Consider the following 23,843-nt stretch of genomic DNA (forward strand, 5'->3'; position numbering starts at 1 on the left):
CCGAGCGGATGTCCGAGGTCGCGCCTAGGGTTGCTTGCATGGTCGCAACGCACGAGACAGATGCCCCCGCTCCATCAGGGACCCTGCTCCAGCGCGCGCAGACGGTGCTCAGGGAGGTCTTCGGCTACGACGACTTCCGCGGCGACCAGGCGCAGATCATCGAGCGGCTGTGCGCCGGCGACGATGCCGTCGTGCTCATGCCGACCGGTGGCGGGAAGAGCCTCTGCTACCAGGTGCCCGCGCTGGTCCGCGAGGGCACCGGCGTCGTCATCTCGCCGCTCATCGCGCTCATGCACGACCAGGTCGGGGCACTTGAGCAGCTCGGCGTTCGGGCGGCCTTCCTCAACTCCACGCAGTCCATCGACGAGCGCCGCGACGTCGAGCGTCAGCTGCTGGCGGGCGAGCTCGACCTCATCTACCTGGCGCCGGAACGTCTGCCCGTCGCAGCCGACCTCCTCAGCCGCACGAACATCTCGCTGTTCGCCATCGACGAGGCGCACTGCGTCGCGCAGTGGGGTCACGACTTCCGACCCGACTACCTGAACCTGTCGATGATCGCCGAGCGGTGGCCCGGGGTTCCGCGCATCGCGCTGACGGCGACCGCGACGAGCGAGACGCGGCAGGAGATCGTCGAGCGGCTAGCGCTCGACGACGCGAAGGTGTTCGTCGCGAGCTTCGACCGCCCCAACATCCAGTACCGCGTCTCCCCCAAGCAGACCCCGAAGGCGCAACTGCTGCGCCTCATCCAGGAGGAGCACGCGGGCGATGCGGGCGTCGTCTACTGCCTGAGCCGCAAGTCGGTCGAGAACATCTCGGAGTGGCTGCGTGGGCAGGGCGTGAATGCCCTCGGCTACCACGCCGGCATGCCCGCCGAGACGCGGGCGAGGCACCAGTCGAAGTTCCTGCGCGAGGATGGGGTCGTCATGGTCGCGACGATCGCGTTCGGCATGGGCATCGACAAGCCCGATGTGCGCTTCGTCGCCCACCTCGACCTGCCGAAGAGCATCGAGGGCTACTACCAGGAGACAGGTCGCGCCGGACGCGACGGGCTCCCCTCGACCGCGTGGCTCGCCTACGGACTCCAGGACGTGGTGCAGCAGCGGCGCATGATCGCCGAAGGCGATGGCGACGCGCAGCGCAAGCGCGCGCAGAGCCAGCACCTCGACGCCATGCTCGCGCTCTGCGAGACGGTCACGTGTCGCCGCGTGCAGCTCCTCGCCTACTTCGGGCAGCTGAGCGAGCCGTGCGGCAACTGCGACACGTGCATCTCACCTCCAGACTCGTGGGACGGCACGATTCCCGCGCAGAAGCTGCTCTCGACGGTGCTGCGGCTCGACAGGGAGCGCAACGGCCAGGCGTTCGGCGCCGGCCAGCTCATCGACATCCTCACGGGGAAGACCACCGACAAGGTCACGCAGTGGAAGCACGACGAGCTCTCCACGTTCGGCATCGGCAAAGACCTGGGCGACACGGAATGGCGCGGGGTCGTGCGCCAGCTGCTCGCGGCGGGCGTGCTCGCGGTGCGCGGCGAGTACGGCGTGCTCGCGCTCACCAGCGAGGCCGCCCCGGTGCTGCGCGGCGAGCGTCAGCTCATGTTCCGCAAGGAGCCCCCGAAGGCGCCCGGCTCGAGCGGGCGACGCTCGCGCGGCGAGTACTCGGGCCGCTCCGGCGGCGGCAGCGCGGCGGCCGCGGCCCTCACCGAATCGCAGCGCGAGGTGTTCGAGCGGCTGCGTGCCTGGCGGGCGGAGACGGCGAAGGAGCAGGGCGTGCCGGCGTACATCGTGTTCACGGATGCGACGCTCGCGGCCATCGCCGAGGTGAAGCCGCGCCAGCACGCGCAGCTCGCGGCGATCTCAGGCGTCGGCGCGGCGAAGCTGGAGCGCTACGCCGACGACGTGCTCGACGCCATCGCGGAGCAGTAGCGCCGCCGACCTCGAACCGTGATGGGTTTCAGTGACCGTGATGGGATAAAACCCATCACCGGTCACCGAAACCCAGCACGAGCGCCCCGAGAACCCATCGGCGTCGCCGGAAGCCAGCCTCCGCAGACGTTGAGCGGGGGCGGGGGGGCACGGACCGCAGGTCAGTCAGCGTCCTGTTGCCTGGCGGCTAGGAGAGCACTCGGTGCACGCGCAGCGCTTCGACGACCAGCGCGTGGTCCTCGTGCATCTCGAGGCCGCTCACGCCGACGGCACCGGCGAGCGTTCCCCCGATGCGGATGGGGAAGGCGCCGCCGGCAGCGGCGTACTCGCGCGGGTCGAGCAGCGAGTCGGCGGCAAAGTCCTCGCCGTTCGCCTGATAGGTGTACCGGACCGCAAGGGTCGAGTGGCCGAAGTGCTCGACAACCCGGAACTTGCGGGCTAGCCACGCGTCGTTGAGCGCCGCGGAGCCGGGGGTCGCCGCGTGGAACGCCCGCTGCCCGCCCAGGACGATGGAGACGGCGACGCTGTGCCCGCGAACGAGCGACTCGTGGCGCAGCCACGTGCCGACCTGCCAGGCATCCTCGAGCGTGAAGCTCGGGAAGTCGAGCTCCCGCTCTTCGGCGCGCAGGAGCTGGAGGATGTCGTCGACGGGCAGGCCGACGTATGGCGGAGTGGGGGCGGAGCTCATGGTTCACCTCGGTGTGCGGAATGAGTGGAGTGCTGGGGCACGCCTACGTGCCTGCAAGCGAGCATAACCCTCGAAGCCTCATTTGTCATGACATAAGAACATGATCGATTTCACCCTCCGGTATGACGCGATACATCGCGAGTTCCGGCAGGCTGTTCGCATGCGCACTCTCCTCAACATCATCTGGCTCCTCCTCTCGGGGTTCTGGCTCTTCTGCGGCTACGTCCTCGCGGGCGTGCTGCTGTGCATCCCGATCGTCACCATCCCGTGGGCGATCGCCTCGTTCCGCATCGGCCTCTACGCGCTCTGGCCCTTCGGACGCGACGTCGTCTCGCGAGCCGACGCCGGCGCGTTCTCGTTCATCGGCAACGTCATCTGGTTCGTCCTCGCGGGCTGGTGGCTCGCGATCGGCCACATCGTCTCTGGCGTCGCACTGTGCGTCACGATCATCGGCATCCCAATGGGCATCGCCGACTTCAAGATGATCCCGATCTCCCTCTCGCCCCTCGGCAAGGAAGTCGTCGACCGTGACAACGGCCCGTTCGGCAGCCCGCGGCGCTGACGGGTCTCGCCGAGCGCAAGGAACGGCCGGCACCCAACTGAGGGTGCCGGCCGTTCCGCGCGCTGCTAGCGGCGTCTCGCGGTGGATGCGCGCGCTTACTTCACGGGCACGTCCGGGATGTCGTCCTCCACTTCGCGGATGACGGCGATGTCCTGCGTGTAGCCGCCGAGCTGTTCGAGCTCGTGGGCGAGCTCTTCGAGTTCGGCGCCGCCGGCCATCTGGGCCGTGAGCTCGTCGAGGGTGATGTCGGCCTTGTCGTAGTAGCCGATCGACTTGCCGCGCTTGAGGAGCAGGAAGCTGTCGCCGACGGGGAACGCGTGGTGCGGGTTGTGGGTGATGAAGATCACGCCGAGCCCGCGGTCGCGGGCTGCGAGGATGTAGCGCAGCACGACGCCCGACTGCTTGACGCCGAGGGCGGCGGTCGGCTCGTCGAGGATGAGCGCCTTCGCCCCGAAGTACACGGCGCGGGCGATCGCGACGCACTGCCGCTCGCCGCCGGAGAGCTGGCCGATGGGCTGGTCGACGTCGCGAAGGTCGATGCCCATGTCGAGCAGCTCCTTCTTGGTGATGGCCTTCATCTGGTCGACGTCGAGGCTCTTGAAGGGGCCGAAGCCCTTCGTGAGCTCGGAGCCGAGGAAGAAGTTGCGCCAGATGGGCATGAGCGGCACGACCGCGAGGTCCTGGTAGACGGCCGCGATGCCCCGCTCGAGGGCCTCGCGCGGCGACTTGAGGTGCACCGACTCGCCCTCGATGAGGAACTCGCCGTCGGTGTGCTCGTGGCGTCCCGCGATGATCTTGATGAGCGTCGACTTGCCGGCACCGTTGTCGCCGAGCACGCACGTGACGCGTCCCGGGTCGACGTCCATGTCGACGTTCTGCAGGGCGAGGATGTTGCCGTACCGCTTGCCCGCATCCCGGAGCGAGATGAGGTGCGTGCCCTGCTCGAGGCGGTCATGCTGCTGCACGTCCGCGGCTGCTGTCTGGTTCGTTGTCATCACTTCTGCTCCGCCCTCTTCTTGACGACGAGGTTCACGATCGTGGCCAGCAGGAGCATGAGGCCGAGGAAGAACTTGAACCAGTCCGGGTTCCACTGGGCGTAGACGATGCCCTTGTTGGCCATGCCGAAGATGAGGGCACCGATCGCGCCGCCGATCGCCGAGCCGTAGCCGCCGGTGAGGAGGCAGCCGCCGATGACGGCCGCGATGATGTAGAGGAACTCATTGCCGATACCCTCGCCCGACTGGACCACGTTGAAGGCGAACAGGTTGTGCATGCCCAGGATCCAGGCGCAGAACCCGACGCCCATGAAGAGGCCGATCTTGGTCGCCGTGACGGGCACGCCGACCGCGCGGGCCGCGTTCTCGTCGCCGCCGACGGCGAAGATCCAGTTGCCGATCTTGGTGCGCATCAGGATGAACGTGGCGACGAGCACCAGCGCGATCCAGATGAAGACGGTGACGTTCACGTTGACGCCGAAGACGGGGATCTCGCTGGCAAAGATCGCCTTGGCCGATGCGAAGCCGTCCATGTCCGCGATGGCGGGGCTGGAGACACCGCCGCCGACGAGTCGAGTGATGCCGAGGTTGAGCCCCGTCAGCATGAGGAACGACGCGAGCGTCACGATGAACGACGGCAGCTTGGTCTTGATGAGCAGCCAGCCGTTGATGAAGCCGACGACGAGGGCGAAGACGAGGCCCATGAGCACGCCCACCCACACGTTGGTGGCGAAGTACCAGCTGAAGAGGGACGCGGTGAGCGCCGAGGAGATGACGGCGACACCGGCGGAGAGGTCGAACTCGCCGCCGATCATGAGGAGGGAGACGCCGACCGCCATGATGCCGATCGTGGAGGCGCCGTAGAGGACGGTCGCGAGGGAGGTGACCTGGGTGAAGACGGGCGCCGCGATCGCGAAGAAGACGAACACGACGATGGCGCCGACGACGGCGCCCATCTCGGGCCGACCGAGGATGACCGACAGCGGCGAGCGTCTGCCGACACGCTCGTCGGCGCTCGAGGATACGGGGCCGGTGGCGGGTGTTCGGGGCGATGCTGAAGTTGGTGTTGCGGTGTGAACCATGACTGCACTTCCTTGTGAGAGGTCGGGATGGCCGCGGCTCGCAGCCATCCCGACCGTGGCTCGCTGGTTAGCGGATACCCTTCTTGGCCTCTTCGAGGACAACGGCCGCGTTGCTCTCGTCGATGATCGTCGGGCCGGTGAGCACGGGCTTGCCGCCACCGAGGGCGAACTCGCCGTTGTTCTGCAGCCAGAGCGAGTCGACTGCCATGTATCCCTGCAGGTAGGGCTGCTGATCGACGGTGAACGCGACGTCGCCGTCGACGATCGCCTGCGCGAGGTCTGCGTTGAGGTCGAAGGACGCGACCTTGGCGCTGGAGCCGGTCTCGGCGACCGAATCGATCGCCGTGAGCGTGAACGGAGCGCCGAGTCCGATGACGACGTCGGTGTCCGGCGTCGACTGGAGCTTGGCGGAGATGGTCGACTTGACCTGCGTCATGTCCGTGCCGGTCACGTACAGGATCTCGGTGGCTGGCACCTTCTCCTTGATGCCGGCGCAGCGGGCTTCGAGGCCGACGTGGCCCTGCTCCTGGATGATGCAGAGGGGCTTCGTGTAGCCGAGCTCGGTGATCTTGTCGCCAGCGGCCTGGCCTGCAACCACTTCGTCCTGGCCGATGTAGGTGAAGGCACCGAATTCGAAGGCCTCCTTGCTTCCGCCGTTGAATGCGACCACGGGGATACCGGCGTCGACGGCGGCCTTGATGGAGTCTTCGAGTGCGTCGCCCTTGGCGATCGTGACGGCGATGCCGTCGACGCCCTGGTCGATCGCCTGTTGGATGAGCTGGGCCTGGTTCGGGGCCTGCGGGTCGGAGGAATAGAGCAGTTCGACGTTGTCCTTCGCCGCCGCGGTCTCGGCGCCCTTCCGAACGATGTCCCAGAAGGTGTCTCCCGGGGCGGCGTGCGTGATCATCGCGATCTTGATGGAGGGCGTGTCTGCGACGCCCGCGACCGCGGGGTCTTCGGCCGTTCCGGTGTCGCGTCCGCCTGCGGAGGAGCAGGCGGTGAGCGCGAAGACCGGCACCATTGCGAGTGCTGCCAGGCCGAACATGAGACGTTTCTTCTTCACGAAAACTCCTTTGAATGCCGTGATGACGCCAGTTGGACGCTCGACAGGACAGCCGCTGGGGACGGCGTCTTGAGGAACCCACGTGTGCTCGCTCGGTCATCCTTGTCCGAGAGCGACGAGCACGTCACTGACTTGTCATGACAATAGCTCAACAGGTGTATTAAGCAAATACTTTTTTGTGACGCGTCCATCTCAGCTTCGTCACGACGCGAGAAGGTGGGCGATCGCGGAGCGACCGCCCACCCGGAGAGCGGAGGTGACCCCCTACTCCACCGGCTCCTCACGCCCACTCGCGAGCGACCGCGTCGCGGCCTCCGCGATCGCCTGGGCCCGTAGCGCATCCCGCAGCGACGGTGACGGCGCGTGACCACCCTCGAGCGCCGCGACGAACTCCGCGAGCGCGGCCGCGTACGTGGGCTGCACGCGCTCGAACCAGCCGGCGTGCATCCCCGACCCGACGACGACGCCCTTGCCGTACCTCGCGACCTGACCTGCGGGGTGCCGCTTCGCCTCGACGAGCCCCTCCGAGCCGAACACCTCGATGCGCTCGTCGTAGCCGTACCCCGAGCGACGGATGCTGTCGATCTGCACGAGCGCACCATTCGCGAGCCGCACGGTCGCGATCGACGTATCGACGTCGCCGTACTCGGCGACCCTCGGCTCCGCGAGCGCGCTGCCCGCCGCGTACACCGCGACGGCGTCGAGTCCCGTGATCCACGTCGCGAGGTCGAAGAAGTGCACCGTCTGGTCGCGCATCTGCCCGCCCGAGACCGCGATGTACTCGAGCGGCGGCATGGAGGGGCCGCGACTCGAGAGCTGCAGCAGCTCGACGGTGCCGATCTCCCCGGCATCCACGGTGCGCTTCAGCTCGGCGTAGTCGCGGTCGAAGCGTCGGTTGAAGTCGACCATGGCGATGATGCCGGATTCCTCGACGTACTCGACCGTCTCGCGAGCGCGCTCCAGATCGAGATCGATGGGCTTCTCGCAGAGCGCCGCGACACCGGCATCGGCCGCGAGCCGCAGATGATCGGCATGCTTGTTCGTGGACGACGCGATGAGCACCGCGTCGACCTCTGACGCATCGAAGAGCTGCTCGAGCGAGGACGCCGCGGCGGCACCGTGCGAGGCAGCCAGCTTCTCGGCCCTGGCCCGGTCGACGTCGTAGACGAATCGGAAGTCGACGTCCGGGTTGGCCGCGAGACTCTGGGCGTGGACGGCGCCGATGAACCCGGCGCCGATGAGGGCGAAACGCTGCATGTCACTTCCCTCCGGCTTCCCGGAGCTCGGCGTCGGCCGCAGCCACCTCGGCATCGCGGTCGGCGACGCTCGCGGGCACGGTCCACGCCCCATCCGCCGCGTGCGAGGCCGCGACGGCCTCCACGAACTGCACCCCGATGAGACCATCGATGCCCGTCGGGAACGACAGCTCGCGGACCGTCGAGCCTCGCGCGTCCCGGCGCGCCTCGAGCTCGTCGGCGAGGTCGCGGTAGAAGTTGCCGAACGCCTCGAGGAACCCCTCGGGGTGCCCGAGCCCGACCCTCGTGAGCCTCGCGGAGTCCTCGGAGAGCGACGCGAGGCCGTGCGTGAAGATCGTCGTCGTCCCCTCCAGATCCTGGAAGGTGAGGTGGTGCGGGTCCTCGTGCTGCCACTCGAGGCTGCCCTCGTCGCCGAACACCCGGATGCGCAGCCCGTGGTTGTGCCCCGTCGCGGCCATGCTCGCCCAGAGACGGCCGGGGGTGTCGTCGACGAGCCTGAGCGCGACCGTCGCGTTGTCGAAGACCCTGCGTCCCGGCACGAGCGTGTGCAACTGGGCGGAGACCTGCTCGACCTCGAGGCCCGTGACGTAGCGGGCGAGGTGGTAGGCGTGCGTGCCGAGGTCCCCGACCACGCTCGGGAAGCCGGCGATGTCGGGGTCCGTGCGCCAGCTCGCCTGCTTGTGGCCGGTCAGCTCCAGCGGCGTCGCGGCCCACCCGGAGGCGTGCTCGACGTCGACGAAGGTGAGGCGCCCCAGGCGTCCGTCGCTGACCATTCGGGCGGCCTCGCGCACCATCGGGTAAGCCGCGTAGCAATGGGGCACGGCGAGGATCGCTCCGCTCGCGGCCGCCAGCTCGACGAGCTCGCGCGCGGTCGCGGAGTCCTGCGTGAGCGGCTTCTCGCACACGACGTGGATGCCGCGCTCGAGGAACGCCTTGGCCACCTCGAAGTGGGTGTCGTTCGGCGTCGCGACGATGACGACGTCGACACCGTCCGCCCTCGTCGCCTCGACCTCCGCCATCTCCTGGTAGCTCGCGTAGCTGCGTTCCGGGGCGACTCCGAGCGATGCGGCCACCTCGGCCGACTGCTCGCGGTCGCGGCCGAAGACCCCGGCGTCGAGGGAGTATCGGTCGTCCAGCCGCATCCCGAATCGGTGCGTCTTGCCGATGTCGGCACCGATGCCGCCACCGACCATTCCTGCGCTCAGCCGGCGCGCGTTCTGTCTGCTCATGTCACCCTCGGTGCTCGTCTGCTCTGCCTTGCCACTATTGGACAAATATGGATCGATGCAAATAGTTCCACACGATGCCGGGAAAGGCCATACGCTGGTGGCGACCAGATGCAGAGCACGGAGGCGACCTCGTGAGCGAGACCCCGAAGTCCCCCGCGGCACCAGTCACGATCCGTGACGTCGCCGAGCAGGCCGGCGTCTCCAAATCCCTCGTCTCGCTGGTCCTGCGCGACGCACCGCACGTGAGCGACGCGAGACGCCAGGCAGTGCTCGCTGCGATCGCCGAGCTCGGCTACCGGCCGAACGCGCACGCTCGAGGCCTCGCCCGCACCAAGACGAAGACCGTCGGACTCATCGTCAACGACCTCCGCAACCCCTGGTTCGTCGAACTCCTCGAAGGGGTCTCCGCCACGCTCCACGCCTCCGGCTACGCGACCCTCCTCGCCGACAGCCGCACCGACCAGCGCGTCGGGCGCAGCTCGCTGCAGACCCTCACGCAGCAGGGCGTCGACGGCATCGTCGTCATCGGCACCACCTCCGAGGCCGATGCCATCGCACGCATCGCCGACGACATTCCCACCGTACTCGCCGGCACCCTCGACCCCGAGCTGCCCTCCGTCGACGTCGTCACCAACGACGACGAGGCGGGCGCGCACCAGGTGACCCGCCACCTCCTCGACCTCGGCCACACCCGCATCGCGTACCTGCAGGGCCCAGGTCGCATCAGCCGACTGCGCGAGCAGGGGTTCCTGCGCGCCATGACGGAAGCAGGCGTCGCCTCGAGCGCCGTCGTCGACGCAGGAGGCATGAGCGAGGAGAGCGCACATGCCGCAGCAGCCCGCCTCCTCAGCCGCTCGGCCGCCGAACGCGTCACCGCGATCTTCGCCTTCAACGACGCCTCCGCCATCGGCGTGCTCTCGGTCGCCGACACCCTCGGCCTCCGTGTCCCCGCCGACCTCTCCGTCGCCGGCTACGACAACTCCCCGCTCGCGAGGTTCCAGGTCGTCTCCCTCACGTCCGTCGACACAGGCAACTTCGCGATCGGCGTGCAGGCGGGCACGTTCCTGCTCGAACGGATGCAGCACCCCGTGCAGCTCCAGCGGGTGCAGCGGGTGGTCACGAGCCTCGCGGTGCGCGGGTCGACGGGCAGCGCCCCGGCCTGAGCCGCGGAGGCATCGAGGCATCGGCATCGAGGCATCGACCCGGGCTCGCCGAGGCGCGGGGGCGCGACCCTGCGGGATACTGGCCGGGTGACCCCGATCATCCGCGATGCCACCGTCGACGACATCCCCGCGATCACCGCGATCTACAACGAGGACGTGCTGACGACGACCGTCAACTGGAACGCCGAGACGGTCGACGACGACGACCGTCGCTCCTGGTTCGCGGGGCGCACCTCAGCCGGCCTGCCCGTGCTCGTCGCCGTCGATGAATCGGATGCGGTGCTCGGCTACGCGAGCTACGGCGACTTCCGCACCTTCTCCGGCTACCGGCACACGGTCGAGCACTCCGTCTACGTGCGCGGCGAGGCCCGCGGGCGCGGACTCGGGAAGGCCCTCACGCTCGCGCTCATCGGCCGCGCCCGAGATGCGGGCAAGCACGTCATGGTGGCCGCCATCGACGCGGCGAACGTGACCTCGATCAGCCTGCACGAGCGCCTCGGCTTCGTGCACGCGGGCCGCCTCGACCAGGTCGGCACGAAGTTCGGCCGCTGGCTCGACGTGGTCTTCCTGCAGCTCATCCTCGACGACGGCACACCGGCCGACGCCGGACGCACCTGACTCCGAGCCAAGACGAAACCCCGCCTGACCAACATCAGTGCAAAAACGGCCCCACCACGCGCCCCGGAACCACTGAGCAGCGATTCCGCACTGAAGTTGGTCACGAGAGCGCCGAACCGCTCGCGCCGGAGCGCCAGCGCGACGCTGCCCCGCTACTCGACGACGACGCGGAACGCGGAGACTGCCGAGTCCACGGCACCGCGCACGTGGCTCCCCGCCGCCGCCGAGGCGCGGAGGAACTCGACGACCTCGAGCGTGATCTCCTCACCGGGGAGGACGTTCGGGATCCCTGGCGGGTAGGCGGCGAGCGAGTCGGCGGAGATGCGCCCGACCGCATCCGAGAACGACACCGTCTCGGCGTCAGCGAGGTATGCGGCGCGGGGGCGGATGCGCATGGCCCCTGGCCCCGGCATGGGCGGGATCGAGGAGGCCGAGTCGCCCGCCGCATCCGCGGACCGCGAGTCGGCGGCGCCTGCCGCGATCTCGGCGAGCGCGTCGAGCAGGACGCGCGTATCCGGCGTCTTGCCGATGCCGATGACCGCGACGATGCAGCTGACGGTCGCCATCTCGACCATCACGCCGTATTCGCGGGCGAGCCGCAGCCGCACGGTGTGCCCATCGAGGCCAGTCGCACGGATGTCGAGCGGGATGCGGAAGGGGTCGATCGCGACGGTCGACGGGAAGCCCCCGAACGCGTCGGAGGCCACCGGGAAGCGGCCGTCGGCGCGGAACATCGCCCTGGCGGCAAGCACGGCAGCGTGCGACTCCTCGAGCAGGTCGCGGCGCTCGACGAGGTCACGACGGTCGAGGTCGAGCGATGCGAGCAGCAAGGAGCTCTCGCTCGTGGATGCGGTCATGCGGTGGGCGCGCTCGACGTGCGGCTCGAGGGCTCGCGCGATGGGCCCGTGCCCGAGGTGGACGAGCGCGCTCTGCGAGAGCGAGGACGTGAGCTTGTGGGTGCTCGTCACGACGAGGTCGGCGCCGAGCCGAACCGGGGAGTCCGGAAGCTCGGGAAGGAAGCCGAAGTGGGCACCCCAGGCGGCGTCGACGATGAGCGCGGCGCCGGCCTCGTGTGCGACCTCGGCGATGCCGGCGACATCGGCGACCGCGCCGAAGTAGCTCGGGGACACGATGTAGATGGCCGCAACGTCACCGCCGCCGGACGCCTGCCGCTCGGCGAGCGCTTCGGCGACCGAGTCGGGGGTGACGCCGTGGGCGATGCCGTGCTCGAGGTCGACCTCCGGCAGCACGAAGCTCGGCGAGGAGCCGCCGAGGATGATGCCGTCGACGAAGCTCGAGTGGGCGCTGCGCTGCATGAGCACCCCCTCGCCCAGCCCCCTGGCCGCGAGCGCGGCCATGCGGTTGCCCATCGAGGAGCCGCCGGTCAGGAACCAGGTCCTGGATGCGCCCCACGCGTCGGCGGCGAGCCGCTCGGCCTGCTCGCGGGGCGAGCCGTCACCGAGGTCGATGCCGTCGAGCAGGGGCGTCACGTCGAGTTCGAGGACGCGCTCGCCGAAGTACTCGGCCTGCCCGAGGCCGAGGCCGCTGGCGTCGGCGCCGTGACCCGGGACCAGGAAGGCCGTCGAGTCGCGGGCGGCGTGCATCGCGAGTGCCGCCGCGTAGGGGGCGCCGGCCGTCTCGCGGCTCGCGCCACTCGCGTCCAGCGGGCTCTGCCCCTGCACGTCCACGCTCGCATTCGCCGCAGCTCCGCCGAAGGCGCCCGCTGCGTCGTCGAGGGCGAACGTGGGGAACTCAGGTGCGTGCGTCATCCCCCTATCGTGGCACCCCGGCTTCCAAGACAGAATGGCAGGTTGCCGGGGTCGCCTCAGTCCTAGACTGAAGCTATGCATGATCGCCGATCCGCGGACCTCCCCGACTTCCGCGGACTCGCGGCGTTCGACGCGGTGCTCGCGGCGGGCTCCGTCTCAGCCGCGGCGACGGCACTCGGCTGGAGCCACCCGACCGTCGACCACCACTTGAAGCGCCTCGAGCAGCAGGCGGGCACGAAGCTCCTCGAGCGAGGCCCCCGGGGAAGCGTGCCGACCGCAGCCGGCACCGTGTTCGCACCTCGGGCGAGGCAGCTGCTCGAGGGCGGACGCCGGGCATTCGCCGAGCTCGACGCCTGGCTCGACGACGAGCGACGCCTCGTCCGCTTCGGCATCTTCCCCACGCTCGGCGCCCTGGTCGTGCCCGGCATCCTGAGCCGCGCCGAACGAGAGCAGCTCAGCCTCGAACTGACCCTCGACGAGTGCGAGCGCCTCGGCCGGCAGCTCGAGCAGGGGCGGCTCGACGCGGCGGTCCTGTTCCAGGCGTCGGACCTGCCGACGCCGTTGTCCCCCGAGATCACCACCACGCTCCTCTTCGCCGAGCCGCTCTTCCTCGCCGTGCCCCGCGAGCATCCGCTCGCGACCGCCGAGCGCCGGCAGCCGGTCCGCGAATTCAGCGAGCTGCGCGACGACCGCTGGGCGTTCGGCGCCTCCGGTGGAGACACACTCGACGAGGCGACCCGGGAACACTGCAGGAGGGCCGGGTTCGAAGCCAGCACGGGGATGCGCTCGGACGACTACCCCGCGATCCTCGGGATGATCGCCGCGGGACAGCTGGTCGCCGTGGTCCCTGCCTCGGTGGCGAGCTGGCACGACGACGCGGTGGCATTCGTGCCCATCGATCCCGCGACGCTCACGCGTGAGGTGGTGCTCGCGACGCGCGAGGAGCCGCCGGCCGGCCTGCGCGCGGCCATCACGGAAGCGCTCGCGGACCTCCACTCCCCCACCTCCGCCACCTGACGGCAGCATCGACGCGGCACCGTGCGTCACGGTCGGAAACCTCCCGAGCGCACACCCTAGGCTCGCTTTGTTCTGACAAATGACGGAAGGCGAACAGTGACCAGCAACGTTCCTGCACTCGGGCTCAACGACGGCACCACGATCCCCGCGATCGGCTTCGGCACCTACCCCCACGCGGGCGAGGACTCGGCAGGCCCCACTCGCGAGGCGCTTGCGCTCGGCTACCGGCTGCTCGACACCGCCATCAGCTACGACAACGAGGAAGCCGTCGGGCGCGGCATCCGCGCCTCCGAGGTGCCACGCTCCGAGATCGTCGTGACGAGCAAGATCCCCGGCCGCTTCCACGGCTACGACGAGACCCTCACGGGCTTCGACGAGTCGATCGCGCGCCTCGGGCTCGAGCAGCTCGACCTGCTCCTCATCCACTGGCCGCTGCCCCGCCTCGAGAAGTACGTCGACACCTGGCGGGCCCTGGTGCAGCTGCAGAAGGACGGCCGCGTGCGCTCCATCGGCGTCTCGAACTTCACACCGGAGCACCTCACGAGGATTGTCGAAGCGACCGGTGTCACACCCGCCGTCAACCAGATCGAGCTGCACCCGTTCTTCCCGCAGGCCGCGCTCCGCGCGTTCCACGCCGAGCACGGCATCGTGACGGAGGCGTGGAGCCCGCTCGGTCGCGGTGAGCTGCTCGAGCACCCGGTCGTCGCCGAGATCGCCGCCGCGCACGAGGTGTCGCCAGCGCAGGCGATTCTCCGCTGGCACGTCGAGCTCGGCTCGGTGCCGATCCCGAAGTCACGATCCACCGAGCGCCAGGCGAAGAACCTCGACATCTTCGGCTTCCAGCTCGACCAGGCCGAGGTGGATGCGCTCTCCGCCCTCGAGCGCGGACGCATCTGGCGCCAGGACCCGGACACGCACGAGGAGTTCTAGGCGGGAGCTCTCGCGGGGAGCCCGCGGCGACACCTCTCGCCGGGAACCCGAGGCGGACCCTCCCGGTGGCGCATTCGGCCGCCGCTGGCCAACTTCCGGGACGAGCCGCGGCCTCGGGCGGCGTCCGGCGTCTGTTGCGCACGCTCGTCACGCAAGTTGGCCAGCCCGAGGAGCGCGCCGGGTCGCCGGACCGCCTCGCTGCCGGAGACAGGTGTGGCCCGGTGCGGCTCATCTCACGATGGGCGGCACCGGGCCACGATGCTGCGCGCCGGCGCGACGCGCGGCGGACGCTAGAGCTGGCTGCCGCTGACCGCGAAGGTGTCGCAGGCGCCGGTGCCCTGCTCGTAGCCCGTGACGAACCAGTTCACGCGCTGCTCGCTCGTGCCGTGCGTGAACGACTCCGGGTTCACCTGGCCCTGCTGGCCCTGGATGTGGTCGTCGCCGACGGCGGATGCTGCCGACAGGGCGACATCCACCTGCTCGCGCGTCGGCGGCTCGAGGAGCGTCACGCCGTCGGCAGTCTCGGTGGTCGCCGCGGCGCCCAGCCAGGAGCCGGCGAAGCAGTCGGCCTGCAGCTCGATGCGCACGCCGTCAGAGGTCGGCCCCGTGTCCGTCCGGTTCGTGGTGTCGAAGACACCCATCTGGTGCTGGATGTGGTGGCCCCACTCGTGCGCGACGACGTACATCTCCGCGAGCGGGCCCTCCTTGGCACCCAGCTGCGAGGTGAGCAGCTGGAAGAACGACGTGTCGACGTACATGGACGAGTCGCCGGGGCAGTAGAACGGGCCGACCGCGTTGGACGCGGTGCCGCAGGCCGAGCTCGTCTGGCCTTCGTAGAGGATGAACCCGGGCCGCTCGTACGTGACGCCGACGGCCGCGCTCTCGGTCTCCCAGAAGTCGGCGAGCGAGTTCTGCACGCCGACCATGCGGCACTCGATCTGCGCGTTCGCGTCAGCGCCGGTCTGGCAGGCTTCGAGGCCGGTACCCTCGACCTGCTCCTGCGACTGCTGGCCCGTGTCGACGCCGCTGACGAGCCCCGTCAGGTCGACTCCGAGGAACTGCGAGGCGAGGAACGCCACGATGAGCAGGCCGATCGAGCCGCCGCCGATCGCGGCGGTCTTGGCCCCCCGGCCGCGCTTCTGCACGCCGCTCGTGTCGAGCTTCGCGTTCTCGTTGAAAGTCATGCGCGCAATCTACTCCGCTGGGCGGCCGGTCGGGGCGCTGATCGGCGAGCGTTCCCAAACCGAGGCCGAGCGGCGAGCGGATGCACACGCCGACTGCATCCGCTCGCCCTCGTTCACGGCGCCCGTGCGATGCGGGTCACTCCAGGATGCCGACGACCTTGGTCTGCGTCATGTCCTCGTAGGCGAACCGGACGCCTTCGCGCCCCATGCTCCCGTACTTGGCACCACCGAACGGCATCGCGTCGAAGCGGTAGTCGGAGGAGTCGTTGACCATGACGGCTCCGGCGTCGAGTTCGCGAGTCGCTCGCATCGCCGTCGCGAGACTGCCCGTGAAGACCGCAGCGTGCAGCGCGTACTCGGGCTCGTTGGCGAGATCCAAGGCCTCCTCGAAGGTGGAGAAGGCCTCGATGACGACGATCGGCGCGAAGGCCTCCTCCGCCCACACGCATTGCTCGCGAGGGACGTCGGTGAGGACGGTCGGCGGGAAGATGTGCCCTTCGGCGCGACCGCCGAGAAGCAGCTCGGCCCCCGCGCGAACGGCGGCCTCGACCGCTTCCTCCGCCGATCGGGCGGCCGCGGTGCTGATCATCGGGCCCACGTCGGTCGTCTCCTGCCTGGGGTCGCCGACGGTGAGCTCGGAGGCGGCGGCGACGAACGCCGTTCGGAAGCGCTCGACGATCGATTCGTGCACGATGATGCGCTGCGTGCCGATGCAGTTCTGCCCCGCAGCCCAGAACGATCCAGAGACGCAGCGCCCGATGGCGGCTTCGATGTCGGCGTCAGCGAAGACGAGCACGGGCGCGTTGCCTCCCAGCTCCATGGCGACCTTCTTGATGCCGGCGGAGGCGGCGATCGCCTCACCCGTCCGGAACCCTCCCGTGAAGGACACCATGCGGACCTCCCTGGCCGAGACGAGCGCCTGCGACAGGCGACGGTCGCCGTGCACGGTGGTGATCACCTCCGCTGGGAGGCCCGCTTCGACGAGGAGGTCGACGAGGAGCCTGGCGGTCAGCGGCGTGAGCTGCGACGGCTTGAGGATGATGGAGTTCCCCCCGGCGATGGCGGGGCCGACCTTGTGCGCGACGAGGTTGAGCGCGTCGTTGTACGGCGTGATGGCGACGATGATGCCGAGCGGCTCCCGTGTGAACCATCCCGTTCGGGTCTCCTCGCCTTCGTAGGCGTCGAACGGGATCACCTCGCCCGCGTTGCTGCGGGCCTGGGCAGCCGAGAGCTTGAGGGTGTTCTGGCAGCGCGAGACCTCCTTGCGCGCCTGGCGAATGGTCTTCCCGGCCTCCGCGACGATGAGGTCGGCGACGGCTTCCGACCGGTCACGGAGGAGGTCGGCGGCGCGCTCGAGGACGCTCGCTCGGTCATGCCGCGACAGGCACTTGGCGACGAGGCTGCCCGCCCGCGCTCGGGCCAGGATCTCGGGGAGGTCTTCTGCGAGGTGCTGCCTGACCCCGCCGACGACGGCTCCATCGGCGGGGCTCGTGACGACGAGCTCCTCCCCCCGGGCCGCGAGCGTGCGGTGCTCCCTCGAAAGCGACGACAGGGCGGTCACAGCGTCGCCCCGAACAGCCCGACGAGCTCATCTTCGGGGGCGACGCGCTGCGATGCCGCCCTGTCGATGGCGACGAGGTCGGAGATCAGCGCGTACGCCGTCTCCACTCGGCCTGCTCCTGGCCCGGCCACGGTGACTTGGCCGAGCAGGTCCGTCGTGAACGTCACGGCGTTGGTCGGGCCGGCGATGCCGGCGAGTGGATGCTCCGCGCTGAGCGCGACGGGCCGCACGCGCGCCTCCACCCCGCCCTCTGCGGTGCGCGTCGCCGAGCCGACGAGCTTCCACCTGAGACCCTGCGCCGCGGCTTCCACGATGTCCGCATCGGTGATGCCGGAGATCCCCTCCGTGACGACCTCGGTCGTCGGCACGTCGACACCGAGGACCTGCTGCGCGAGGATGGCGACCTTGAGCCGCACATCCGACCCTTCGATGTCCGCGGTCGGGTCGGCTTCCGCGTACCCGAGCTGCTGCGCTTCAGCGATCGCGGCTTCGAGCGAGACGCCCGCCTCGCGGCGTCCGAGGACGTAGTTGCTCGTGCCGTTGAGGATGCCCTCGACGGAGGTCACGGTGAGCGCAGGGAGCATCTGCTGCGCGAACCGGAGGATCGGGGTTCCGCTGAGCACGGAGCCCTCGAACTCGAACGCCAGCCCTCGCGTCGCCGCGAGCGCACTGAGCGACGCGGCGTGGAGGGCCACCGGCCCCTTGTTCGTCGTCGTGACGTGCTTGCCGGATTCCAGTGCCCACCTGACGTGGGAGGCCGCAGGCTCTCCGTCGCTCGGGTTCGTGAAGGTGGCCTCGACGACGATGTCCGCCGTGCATCCCTGGATGACCTCTCGGTTGTTCGGGTCTGCCGATCCGCCTGGCAGTCCCCCGAAATCGGAGCCGCGGGGCAGCGCGAGGACATGTTCGATGTCGATTCCGCCAGGCTGCACCAGCGATCCGAAGGCGAGGTCGGTGATGGCGACGACTCTGAGGGTGAAGCCGAGCTGGGCGGTCAGGCGTGCAGCGTCGTTGCTGATGATCTCTGCGAGGGCTCGGCTGACGCCGCCGAACCCAATGAGGGCCAGATCGTAATTTCTCACGGTGTCTCCTTGTGTGTTCTAGGTGCCCTCAGCCTGGGTTGCAGTGGCGGCAGCGCGATGCTGTCTTTTCGCTGCTCGTGGCTGCCGTTCTGCTCGCCTCGCTGCCCATGTGCCTGACGCGGGTTCGGACGCTTGCGTCGGGGCAGTTCGTCGGGATACTTGGGAATTACCTCCAGAGGATGCAATATAGGCATCAACGCGTGGCTATGTTGCACACTGCTCCTCGACCGCGACACAGAACTCAAAGGTGAGCCCATGTCCCCCTCAACGCACGAAGAGCTGCCCAACTCGCTCCCGCACACGACGTCGACCCAAGTTCCCCTGCGCAAGCTGCAACGATCCATGGGCGCGCGTCACCTCGTCATGATCGCGCTCGGCGGAGTCATTGGCTCTGGCCTGTTCCTGAGCTCCGGCTACACGATCTCGCAGGCTGGCCCCCTCGGCGCCGTCCTCGCCTACGGCATCGGCGCCGTCGTCGTCTACCTCGTGATGACCTGCCTGGGCGAGCTGGCCGTCGCCTACCCGGTCTCGGGCGCCTTCCACATCTACGCGGCCCGGAGCATCAACCCCGCGACCGGGTTCACGACAGCATGGCTCTACTGGCTCTGCTGGGCCGTCGCCCTCGGCTCCGAGTTCACCGCCGCCGGGATCCTCATGCAGCGGTGGTTCCCGGGCGTCGACGTCTGGATCTGGTGCCTGGTGTTCGCCGCCGCGCTCTTCGGCATGAACGCCATCTCGGCGCGCGTGTTCGGGGAGTCGGAGTTCTGGTTCTCGATCGTCAAGGTCGCCGCCATCGTCGTGCTCATCATCCTCGGCGGCGCGGCCATCGTCGGCTTCGCCCCGTTCGGTGGCCCAGCCGCCGAGCACGGCCCAGTGTTCTTCACGAATTTCGAGACGCCGGATGGCCTCTTCCCGACCGGGATCTCCGGGGTGCTGGTGACCGCCCTCGCCGTCTTCTACGCCTTCAGCGGCTCCGAGCTGATCGGCGTCGCGGCCGGCGAGACGAAGGACCCGGCGAAGAACATCCCGCGTGCGCTCAAGTCGACCGTGCTGCGCCTCGTCATCTTCTTCATCGGCGCCATCACGGTCATCGCGGCCATCGTCCCGTACGAGGAGACCGGCGTGACCGACAGCCCGTTCGTGACCGTCTTCGAGTACATCGGCATCCCGTTCGCCGCCGACATCATGAACTTCGTCATCATCACGGCGCTGCTCTCCGCAGGCAACAGCGGACTCTTCTCCTGCGCGCGGATGCTCTTCTCCCTCGCCGAGGAGGGGCACGCCCCACGCGCATTCACGAAGCTCACCCGGCGAGGCATCCCCCTCACGGCCCTCAGCGTCAGCATGCTCGGCGGGCTCGCCTCGCTCATCTCGAGCGTCATGGCGCCCGAGACGGTCTATCTCGTCCTCGTCTCCGTCGCAGGCTTCGCCGTCGTCGCCGTCTGGATGTCGATCGTCGCGTCCCAGTTCTTCCACAGGAGGAAGTTCGTCCGGGCCGGCGGCGACGTCAGCACCCTGGCCTACCGGACCCCGCTCTACCCGTTCGTCCCGATCCTCGCGTTCGCGCTCCTCAGCATCTCGATCGTGGCGATCGCGTTCGACCCGAACCAGATCGCCGCACTGTACTTCGGCGTGCCCTTCGTCATCGCCTGCTACGTCGTCTTCTGGTGGCGGTACACGCGCCGGGGCGCGAAGCCGGCGCTCCTCGTCGACGAGGAAGCTGCGTCCGCCCCAGCTGAGCAGCTGGACGCACCGAGGAGCCACACGTCATGACCACCGCGATGACGGCGGAGCCGGTCTGGGTTGAGATCAACCTCGACGCCATCCACCACAACCTTCGGGAGATCAAGCGAGAGCTCGCCGGCAACAGCACGCTCTGCGTCGTGCTGAAGTCCGACGCCTACGGGCACGGCATCGATCTCGTCGGCCCCGTCGTCATCGCCCACGACATCGAGATGCTCGGCATCTCGAGGAACCGTGAAGCCGCCCAACTCCGCGCCCTTGGCTTCACGGGGCGTCTCCTGCGGCTGCGTTCAGCGCAGCCGCAGGAGATGCAGGCGGGCACGGCGTGGATGATCGAGGAATGGATCGGCGGGTTCCCCCACGCGACCGCCGCGTCGGCCGTCGCCGTCGCCGCTGGACGGAGCATCCCGGTGCACCTCTCCATCAACTCATCCGGGATCTCACGTGACGGCGTCGACGTCTCCCGGGACGCGGGACTGGCTGAGCTGCGCGCGCTCGCCTCGCTCCCAGGCCTCGACGTGCGCGGCGTCGCGACGCACTTCCCTCAAGAGGATGCGGACGACGTCCGGGCTGGCACGGCACGGTTCGTCGCCGAATCCGAGGTCATCCGCGCGACCCTCGCGCAGCGAGGCGCGCGTTCGCCGATCGACCGGCACTGCGCCACCTCCTTCGCCGCGTTCACGGTCCCGGAGTCGAGACTCGACCTCGTGCGGATCGGCGCGGCACTCTACGGCGACACGGCCGCCGACCCGAAGCGGTTCCGGACGGCGATGGCGCTCAAGTCGCGCGTCGCGGCCGTCAACGGCTACTCGCGCGGCGAGAGCGTGGGCTACAACCGCGCACATGCACTCGCGAGGGACTCCGTCCTCGCCACGGTTCCGGTGGGATACGGCGACGGCTACCCCCGTGACCTGAGCGGTCGAGCCGAAGTCCTCATCCGCGGCAAGCGGGCTCCCGTCATCGACCTGCTCGCCATGAACTGCCTCACCATCGACGTCACGGAGGTGCACGGCGTGTTCCCCGGTGACGAGGTGGTCCTCTACGGCAGACAGGGCGGTGAGGAAGTGACCGGCGCCGACCTGGAGCTCGCGCATGGGCACCTCGCCGCCGACCTCTACACGGCGTGGGGAAGAATGCTCCCGCGGAAGGCAACGGGTGCGCACGCCCTGGAGCGTGCCACGACGCTAGGCTGAAACGTCACGATCACCGAGTTGCCCAGCAGCCTCACGAGACGGGAGCCTCGCATGCACCAGCAGTCGTCGCTCTCCCAGGGCCTGCAGCTGCTCGCCGCGGCAACGCAGCGCGAGGCGACGGGACGCAGCGCGTTCACCGTCTCGAGACTGGCCGACCACACGGGGCTCGAACGCAGCCGGGTCTCGCGACTCACTCAGGAGCTCGTCCAGCTGGGCATGCTCGAGAAGAACAGGGACCTCGCCTTCCGGCCGGGCCCCCGTCACTTCGAAGTGGCCGCAGCACGCCAGATGCCGTGGCTCCGGGAGGCACGTCGAGAGCTCCGCGGGCTCGTCTCCGCGTTCCAGGTGGATGCCCGCATCTCGGCGTCGCTCGGTGACCGGGCCCTGCTCCTCAGGTTCGAGTCGCCCGCGTCCGGCGCCAGCACCTCCGTCCGCCCGGGGATGGTGACGCCGATCTGGTGCACGGGAGCCGGCAGGGCGCTGCTCTGGGATGCGTCGACCGATCAGCTCCAGGCGCTGCTCGGGAACGCACAGTTCGTCGGAGTCGGCGGCCCGAGAGCCCCCTACTCGATCACGGAGCTCTCCGAACGACTGACTCGCGATCGCGCGACCGGACACATCGACGCGTTCGAGGAGTTCGAGCACGGGACCTCCGACCTGGCTGCTCCGATTCGCGGCGAGGAAGGGGCCATCGTCGCCGCCCTGAGCTGTGTGTCGCGGGCGCTCCCGGAGACGGCCCAGCCGCGTCTCATCGCGGCCATGGCGGCGGCGGCCGATCGCCTCAGCGCGCTCGCCGACTCCTGAGCAGCGAGCGGATGCGCGCGGGAGCGCGCGACGCTCAGTGCGCTGGAGCGGCGAGAATCGTGGACAGCGTCAGGGCGGAGTCCCGAACGGCCGCACCCAGCTCTGCCGTCTTCGGGCGCAGCCGTTCGCGCGTGCCGACGATCTGCACGGCGGCGACCACCTCGCCCCGGAAGTCGTACACCGGAGCACCCACGGAGTACAGGCCCGGTTCGGCCTCCTCATCCACGATCGAGTAGCCACGCTCGCGCGCAGCCGCGAGCCTCGCCAGGAACTCCTCGAGGCTGGCCGCGGCGTTCGGGCCCGCGGCCCGGAACTCGGTCGCGGCGAGCACCGCGGCGATCTCGTCGTCGGTGGCATCCCACAGCACCCCCTGCCCCGCGTCCGAGCAGAACGCGGGGTAGGGGCGCCCCAGCCATGACCCGATCATGCGCGCGGCCGTCGGGAGCGCCTCCACGATCGTCACCGTGCTGTCACCGCTCAGCACGCCGATGAAGCAGGCCTCGCGCGTCCTCTCGGCAAGCTCCTCGAGCAGCGTGAGTCCGTCGGTCTGGAGGCGACGATCGGTGAGCTCCTGAGCGGTGGCGTAGCCCCGCCAGCCGAGCTGGTAGCTCCGGTCCTCGAGCCTCGTGACCGCCCCTTCCTCCGTGAGGAACTTGAGCGTCCGAGACACCTGCGAGCGGTCACGCTCGAGCATCGCCGCGACCTGCGCGACGGTCGCCCGGTGCGGCGCCACGCGCGTGAGGTCGGCGAGGGTCGTGAGCACGTCCAGCGCACGCCCCATGCTCGAGTTGGAGTCCACGCGGCCAGCCTAGCGACGCTCAGTGGATGGCGAAGACGCGCGCCGGGAATCCGCTGCCGCCCAGGGGCTTGGGCCACGTCGCGACCACAGCCGCCCCCGCCGCTGGGACGCGGTCGAGGTGCGCCATGAGCTCGATCTGCCAGCGGTCCTGCTCCAGCAGATACCGCTCGAGGCTGAAGTCGCCCACCGAGGTCGCGGAGCCCGGGTCGGTGTCGGTCTGCTCGTGGCCGACCGCCGCGACATCACGCTGGGTGACCAGGAACGTCAGCACCTCGCGACTCCATCCAGGCACGTGGCTGACCCCGTCGGCGCTCGCGTTCGCCATGGCCGACGCGTCAGGCCACCGCGTGCTCCAGTCGGTGCGCAGCGCGACGAAGGATCGAGCGGGGATCCTCCCGTGCTCGCTCTCCCAGAGCTCGATGTCCTGCAGCGTCGGGGTCGCATCGGGGTCGACTGCGGCACGCGCGCTGATATCGAGCACGACCAGCGGAAGGATCATCTCCGCGACGGGCAGCTCATCGAGGCTGCGTCCGCCCTGCGCGAAGTGCGAGGGCGGGTCGACGTGCGTGCCCCACTGGCCGATGATCGAGTACCGGTGGGCCGTGAAGCCATCGCCGCGGTCGAGGGAGAAGATCTCCGTCCGCTCCTCGTCTGGGAATGCAGGGAAGCGCGGCTGGCCGGCATGGAAGGCGTGCGTGAGGTCCGTGAACGTGCGGCCGAGCATGGCCGAACGCAGCTGGGGCCACAGATCGCTGCGGGCGGCAGGAGGCTCGTCTCTGGCGCGCGAGACGAGCGTCACGCCCTCGGTGACCTCGATGACCGGAACCTCCCACGGATGGACCTCGACGATGCGCTCGAGGATCTCCGTGAGCCGGTGAGAGCCCAGCTCGCTCTCGACGTGGGTCGTCACGGCGAGCGTCGGTGAGATGGTGCGCTCGCCGGCGGATCCGAGCGTCGGCTGAGCCCCTGGGCCGACGGTGAAGCCCTCGAAGCCGATCGAGACCTCCGTCACCGTCTTGTAGTCGCCGAAGTCCCCGACCTCCGGGAACGACGAGAGGGCCTCTCTCAGGGGCCGTACGTCTGGGCTGTCTGCGAAGACCGCGGCGTTGCCAGCGACCACCTTGGCGAACGTCTCCGGCTGCACGGGCCAGTAGATCCGGATCCTGCTTCGAACCGTCGTGCT

21 protein-coding genes are annotated in these 23,843 nt (G+C 69.4%); 9 read left to right on the plus strand and 12 right to left on the minus strand.

Annotated elements, in window-relative coordinates:
• Window positions 1-38 precede the first annotated feature (38 nt).
• Window positions 39-1,922 (plus strand): DNA helicase RecQ, encoded by a 1,884-nt coding sequence (gene recQ, locus ITJ61_RS09420; protein ID WP_228496641.1) that lies wholly within the window; start codon window positions 39-41, stop codon window positions 1,920-1,922.
• A 187-nt stretch (window positions 1,923-2,109) separates the two neighbouring features.
• Here the strand turns inward: recQ and ITJ61_RS09425 are convergent, their stop codons facing one another.
• A complete protein-coding gene (locus ITJ61_RS09425; RefSeq protein WP_104298157.1) occupies window positions 2,110-2,610 on the minus strand; it encodes a heme-degrading domain-containing protein in 501 nt (166 codons plus the stop codon).
• Between the two features lie 160 nt (window positions 2,611-2,770).
• Here ITJ61_RS09425 and ITJ61_RS09430 point away from each other — a divergent pair, with 160 nt between their 5' ends.
• On the plus strand, window positions 2,771-3,172 hold the full coding sequence (locus tag ITJ61_RS09430; protein WP_194686034.1) for a YccF domain-containing protein: 402 nt from the start codon (window positions 2,771-2,773) through the stop codon (window positions 3,170-3,172).
• Window positions 3,173-3,267: 95 nt separating this feature from the next.
• Here ITJ61_RS09430 and ITJ61_RS09435 read toward each other — a convergent pair whose 3' ends face one another.
• The 5 genes from ITJ61_RS09435 to ITJ61_RS09455 form a co-directional block, all read right to left on the minus strand.
• On the minus strand, window positions 3,268-4,167 hold the full coding sequence (locus ITJ61_RS09435) for an ATP-binding cassette domain-containing protein (RefSeq protein ID WP_194686035.1): 900 nt from the start codon (window positions 4,165-4,167) through the stop codon (window positions 3,268-3,270).
• Window positions 4,167-5,249, minus strand: a complete 1,083-nt coding sequence (locus ITJ61_RS09440; RefSeq protein ID WP_194686036.1) for an ABC transporter permease — start codon at window positions 5,247-5,249, stop codon at window positions 4,167-4,169. The genes ITJ61_RS09435 and ITJ61_RS09440 overlap by 1 nt, the downstream gene beginning before the upstream one ends.
• 67 nt (window positions 5,250-5,316) lie before the next feature.
• A complete protein-coding gene (locus ITJ61_RS09445; protein WP_104298270.1) occupies window positions 5,317-6,294 on the minus strand; it encodes a substrate-binding domain-containing protein in 978 nt (325 codons plus the stop codon).
• Between the two features lie 282 nt (window positions 6,295-6,576).
• Window positions 6,577-7,569, minus strand: a complete 993-nt coding sequence (locus ITJ61_RS09450) for a Gfo/Idh/MocA family oxidoreductase (protein WP_194686037.1) — start codon at window positions 7,567-7,569, stop codon at window positions 6,577-6,579.
• Between the two features lies 1 nt (window position 7,570).
• Window positions 7,571-8,797 (minus strand): Gfo/Idh/MocA family protein, encoded by a 1,227-nt coding sequence (locus ITJ61_RS09455; RefSeq protein WP_194686038.1) that lies wholly within the window; start codon window positions 8,795-8,797, stop codon window positions 7,571-7,573.
• A 131-nt stretch (window positions 8,798-8,928) separates the two neighbouring features.
• On the opposite strand from ITJ61_RS09455, the gene ITJ61_RS09460 reads away from it, so the two are divergent.
• Both ITJ61_RS09460 and ITJ61_RS09465 read left to right on the plus strand, forming a co-directional pair.
• Window positions 8,929-9,960 (plus strand): LacI family DNA-binding transcriptional regulator, encoded by a 1,032-nt coding sequence (locus tag ITJ61_RS09460; protein ID WP_258063012.1) that lies wholly within the window; start codon window positions 8,929-8,931, stop codon window positions 9,958-9,960.
• An 87-nt stretch (window positions 9,961-10,047) separates the two neighbouring features.
• Complete coding sequence (locus tag ITJ61_RS09465) at window positions 10,048-10,578, plus strand: GNAT family N-acetyltransferase (RefSeq protein ID WP_104240210.1); 531 nt, start codon at window positions 10,048-10,050, stop codon at window positions 10,576-10,578.
• Between the two features lie 152 nt (window positions 10,579-10,730).
• Here the strand turns inward: ITJ61_RS09465 and ITJ61_RS09470 are convergent, their stop codons facing one another.
• Window positions 10,731-12,347 (minus strand): aminotransferase class I/II-fold pyridoxal phosphate-dependent enzyme, encoded by a 1,617-nt coding sequence (locus ITJ61_RS09470; protein WP_194686039.1) that lies wholly within the window; start codon window positions 12,345-12,347, stop codon window positions 10,731-10,733.
• A 75-nt stretch (window positions 12,348-12,422) separates the two neighbouring features.
• Between ITJ61_RS09470 and ITJ61_RS09475 the strand changes: the two genes are divergently transcribed.
• Both ITJ61_RS09475 and ITJ61_RS09480 read left to right on the plus strand, forming a co-directional pair.
• Entirely contained in the window at window positions 12,423-13,364 is a 942-nt protein-coding gene (locus ITJ61_RS09475) for a LysR family transcriptional regulator (RefSeq protein WP_194686040.1), read from the plus strand.
• 96 nt (window positions 13,365-13,460) lie between these two features.
• Window positions 13,461-14,294, plus strand: a complete 834-nt coding sequence (locus ITJ61_RS09480; protein WP_194686041.1) for an aldo/keto reductase — start codon at window positions 13,461-13,463, stop codon at window positions 14,292-14,294.
• A 290-nt stretch (window positions 14,295-14,584) separates the two neighbouring features.
• On the opposite strand, the gene ITJ61_RS09485 is transcribed toward ITJ61_RS09480, so the two are convergent.
• From ITJ61_RS09485 to ITJ61_RS09495, 3 genes are all read right to left on the minus strand, one after another.
• Entirely contained in the window at window positions 14,585-15,478 is an 894-nt protein-coding gene (locus tag ITJ61_RS09485; RefSeq protein ID WP_104240207.1) for a neutral zinc metallopeptidase, read from the minus strand.
• A 136-nt stretch (window positions 15,479-15,614) separates the two neighbouring features.
• Complete coding sequence (locus ITJ61_RS09490; protein WP_323744332.1) at window positions 15,615-17,039, minus strand: aldehyde dehydrogenase family protein; 1,425 nt, start codon at window positions 17,037-17,039, stop codon at window positions 15,615-15,617.
• Window positions 17,036-18,121 carry a homoserine dehydrogenase gene (locus tag ITJ61_RS09495; protein ID WP_194686042.1) on the minus strand — a complete coding sequence of 362 codons (1,086 nt, stop codon included), beginning with the start codon at window positions 18,119-18,121 and terminating at the stop codon, window positions 17,036-17,038. The genes ITJ61_RS09490 and ITJ61_RS09495 overlap by 4 nt, the downstream gene beginning before the upstream one ends.
• A gap of 255 nt (window positions 18,122-18,376) precedes the next feature.
• Here ITJ61_RS09495 and ITJ61_RS09500 point away from each other — a divergent pair, with 255 nt between their 5' ends.
• The 3 genes from ITJ61_RS09500 to ITJ61_RS09510 are packed head-to-tail and all read left to right on the plus strand — an operon-like array spanning window position 18,377 to window position 21,861.
• A complete protein-coding gene (locus tag ITJ61_RS09500) occupies window positions 18,377-19,894 on the plus strand; it encodes an amino acid permease (protein ID WP_374953248.1) in 1,518 nt (505 codons plus the stop codon).
• Complete coding sequence (gene alr / locus ITJ61_RS09505) at window positions 19,891-21,057, plus strand: alanine racemase (protein ID WP_104342550.1); 1,167 nt, start codon at window positions 19,891-19,893, stop codon at window positions 21,055-21,057. The genes ITJ61_RS09500 and alr overlap by 4 nt, the downstream gene beginning before the upstream one ends.
• Window positions 21,058-21,108: 51 nt before the next feature.
• Window positions 21,109-21,861: an IclR family transcriptional regulator gene (locus tag ITJ61_RS09510; RefSeq protein ID WP_104307777.1), complete on the plus strand. Its 753-nt coding sequence runs from the start codon at window positions 21,109-21,111 to the stop codon at window positions 21,859-21,861.
• 34 nt (window positions 21,862-21,895) lie between these two features.
• Here the strand turns inward: ITJ61_RS09510 and ITJ61_RS09515 are convergent, their stop codons facing one another.
• Complete coding sequence (locus ITJ61_RS09515; RefSeq protein ID WP_323744333.1) at window positions 21,896-22,660, minus strand: IclR family transcriptional regulator; 765 nt, start codon at window positions 22,658-22,660, stop codon at window positions 21,896-21,898.
• Window positions 22,661-22,679: 19 nt separating this feature from the next.
• Window positions 22,680-23,384, minus strand: coding sequence for a cyclase family protein (locus ITJ61_RS09520; protein WP_104240246.1), 705 nt, complete (start codon window positions 23,382-23,384; stop codon window positions 22,680-22,682).
• Window positions 23,385-23,843: the final 459 nt, after the last annotated feature.

Origin of the sequence: Pseudoclavibacter sp. VKM Ac-2888 (assembly GCF_015351285.1) — a bacterium.
Lineage (GTDB): Bacteria > Actinomycetota > Actinomycetes > Actinomycetales > Microbacteriaceae > Pseudoclavibacter.

Bases quoted from the DNA above. Each gene is read 5' to 3' on its own strand.
- recQ (WP_228496641.1), top strand. From the start codon at position 39: ATGGTCGCAACGCACGAGACAGATGCCCCCGCTCCATCAGGGACCCTG.
- ITJ61_RS09425 (WP_104298157.1), bottom strand. From the start codon at position 2,610: ATGAGCTCCGCCCCCACTCCGCCATACGTCGGCCTGCCCGTCGACGAC.
- ITJ61_RS09430 (WP_194686034.1), top strand. From the start codon at position 2,771: ATGCGCACTCTCCTCAACATCATCTGGCTCCTCCTCTCGGGGTTCTGG.
- ITJ61_RS09435 (WP_194686035.1), bottom strand. From the start codon at position 4,167: ATGACAACGAACCAGACAGCAGCCGCGGACGTGCAGCAGCATGACCGC.
- ITJ61_RS09440 (WP_194686036.1), bottom strand. From the start codon at position 5,249: ATGGTTCACACCGCAACACCAACTTCAGCATCGCCCCGAACACCCGCC.
- ITJ61_RS09445 (WP_104298270.1), bottom strand. From the start codon at position 6,294: ATGTTCGGCCTGGCAGCACTCGCAATGGTGCCGGTCTTCGCGCTCACC.
- ITJ61_RS09450 (WP_194686037.1), bottom strand. From the start codon at position 7,569: ATGCAGCGTTTCGCCCTCATCGGCGCCGGGTTCATCGGCGCCGTCCAC.
- ITJ61_RS09455 (WP_194686038.1), bottom strand. From the start codon at position 8,797: ATGAGCAGACAGAACGCGCGCCGGCTGAGCGCAGGAATGGTCGGTGGC.
- ITJ61_RS09470 (WP_194686039.1), bottom strand. From the start codon at position 12,347: ATGACGCACGCACCTGAGTTCCCCACGTTCGCCCTCGACGACGCAGCG.
- ITJ61_RS09475 (WP_194686040.1), top strand. From the start codon at position 12,423: ATGCATGATCGCCGATCCGCGGACCTCCCCGACTTCCGCGGACTCGCG.
- ITJ61_RS09485 (WP_104240207.1), bottom strand. From the start codon at position 15,478: ATGACTTTCAACGAGAACGCGAAGCTCGACACGAGCGGCGTGCAGAAG.
- ITJ61_RS09500 (WP_374953248.1), top strand. From the start codon at position 18,377: ATGTCCCCCTCAACGCACGAAGAGCTGCCCAACTCGCTCCCGCACACG.
- alr (WP_104342550.1), top strand. From the start codon at position 19,891: ATGACCACCGCGATGACGGCGGAGCCGGTCTGGGTTGAGATCAACCTC.
- ITJ61_RS09510 (WP_104307777.1), top strand. From the start codon at position 21,109: ATGCACCAGCAGTCGTCGCTCTCCCAGGGCCTGCAGCTGCTCGCCGCG.
- ITJ61_RS09520 (WP_104240246.1), bottom strand. From the start codon at position 23,384: ATGCTCGGCCGCACGTTCACGGACCTCACGCACGCCTTCCATGCCGGC.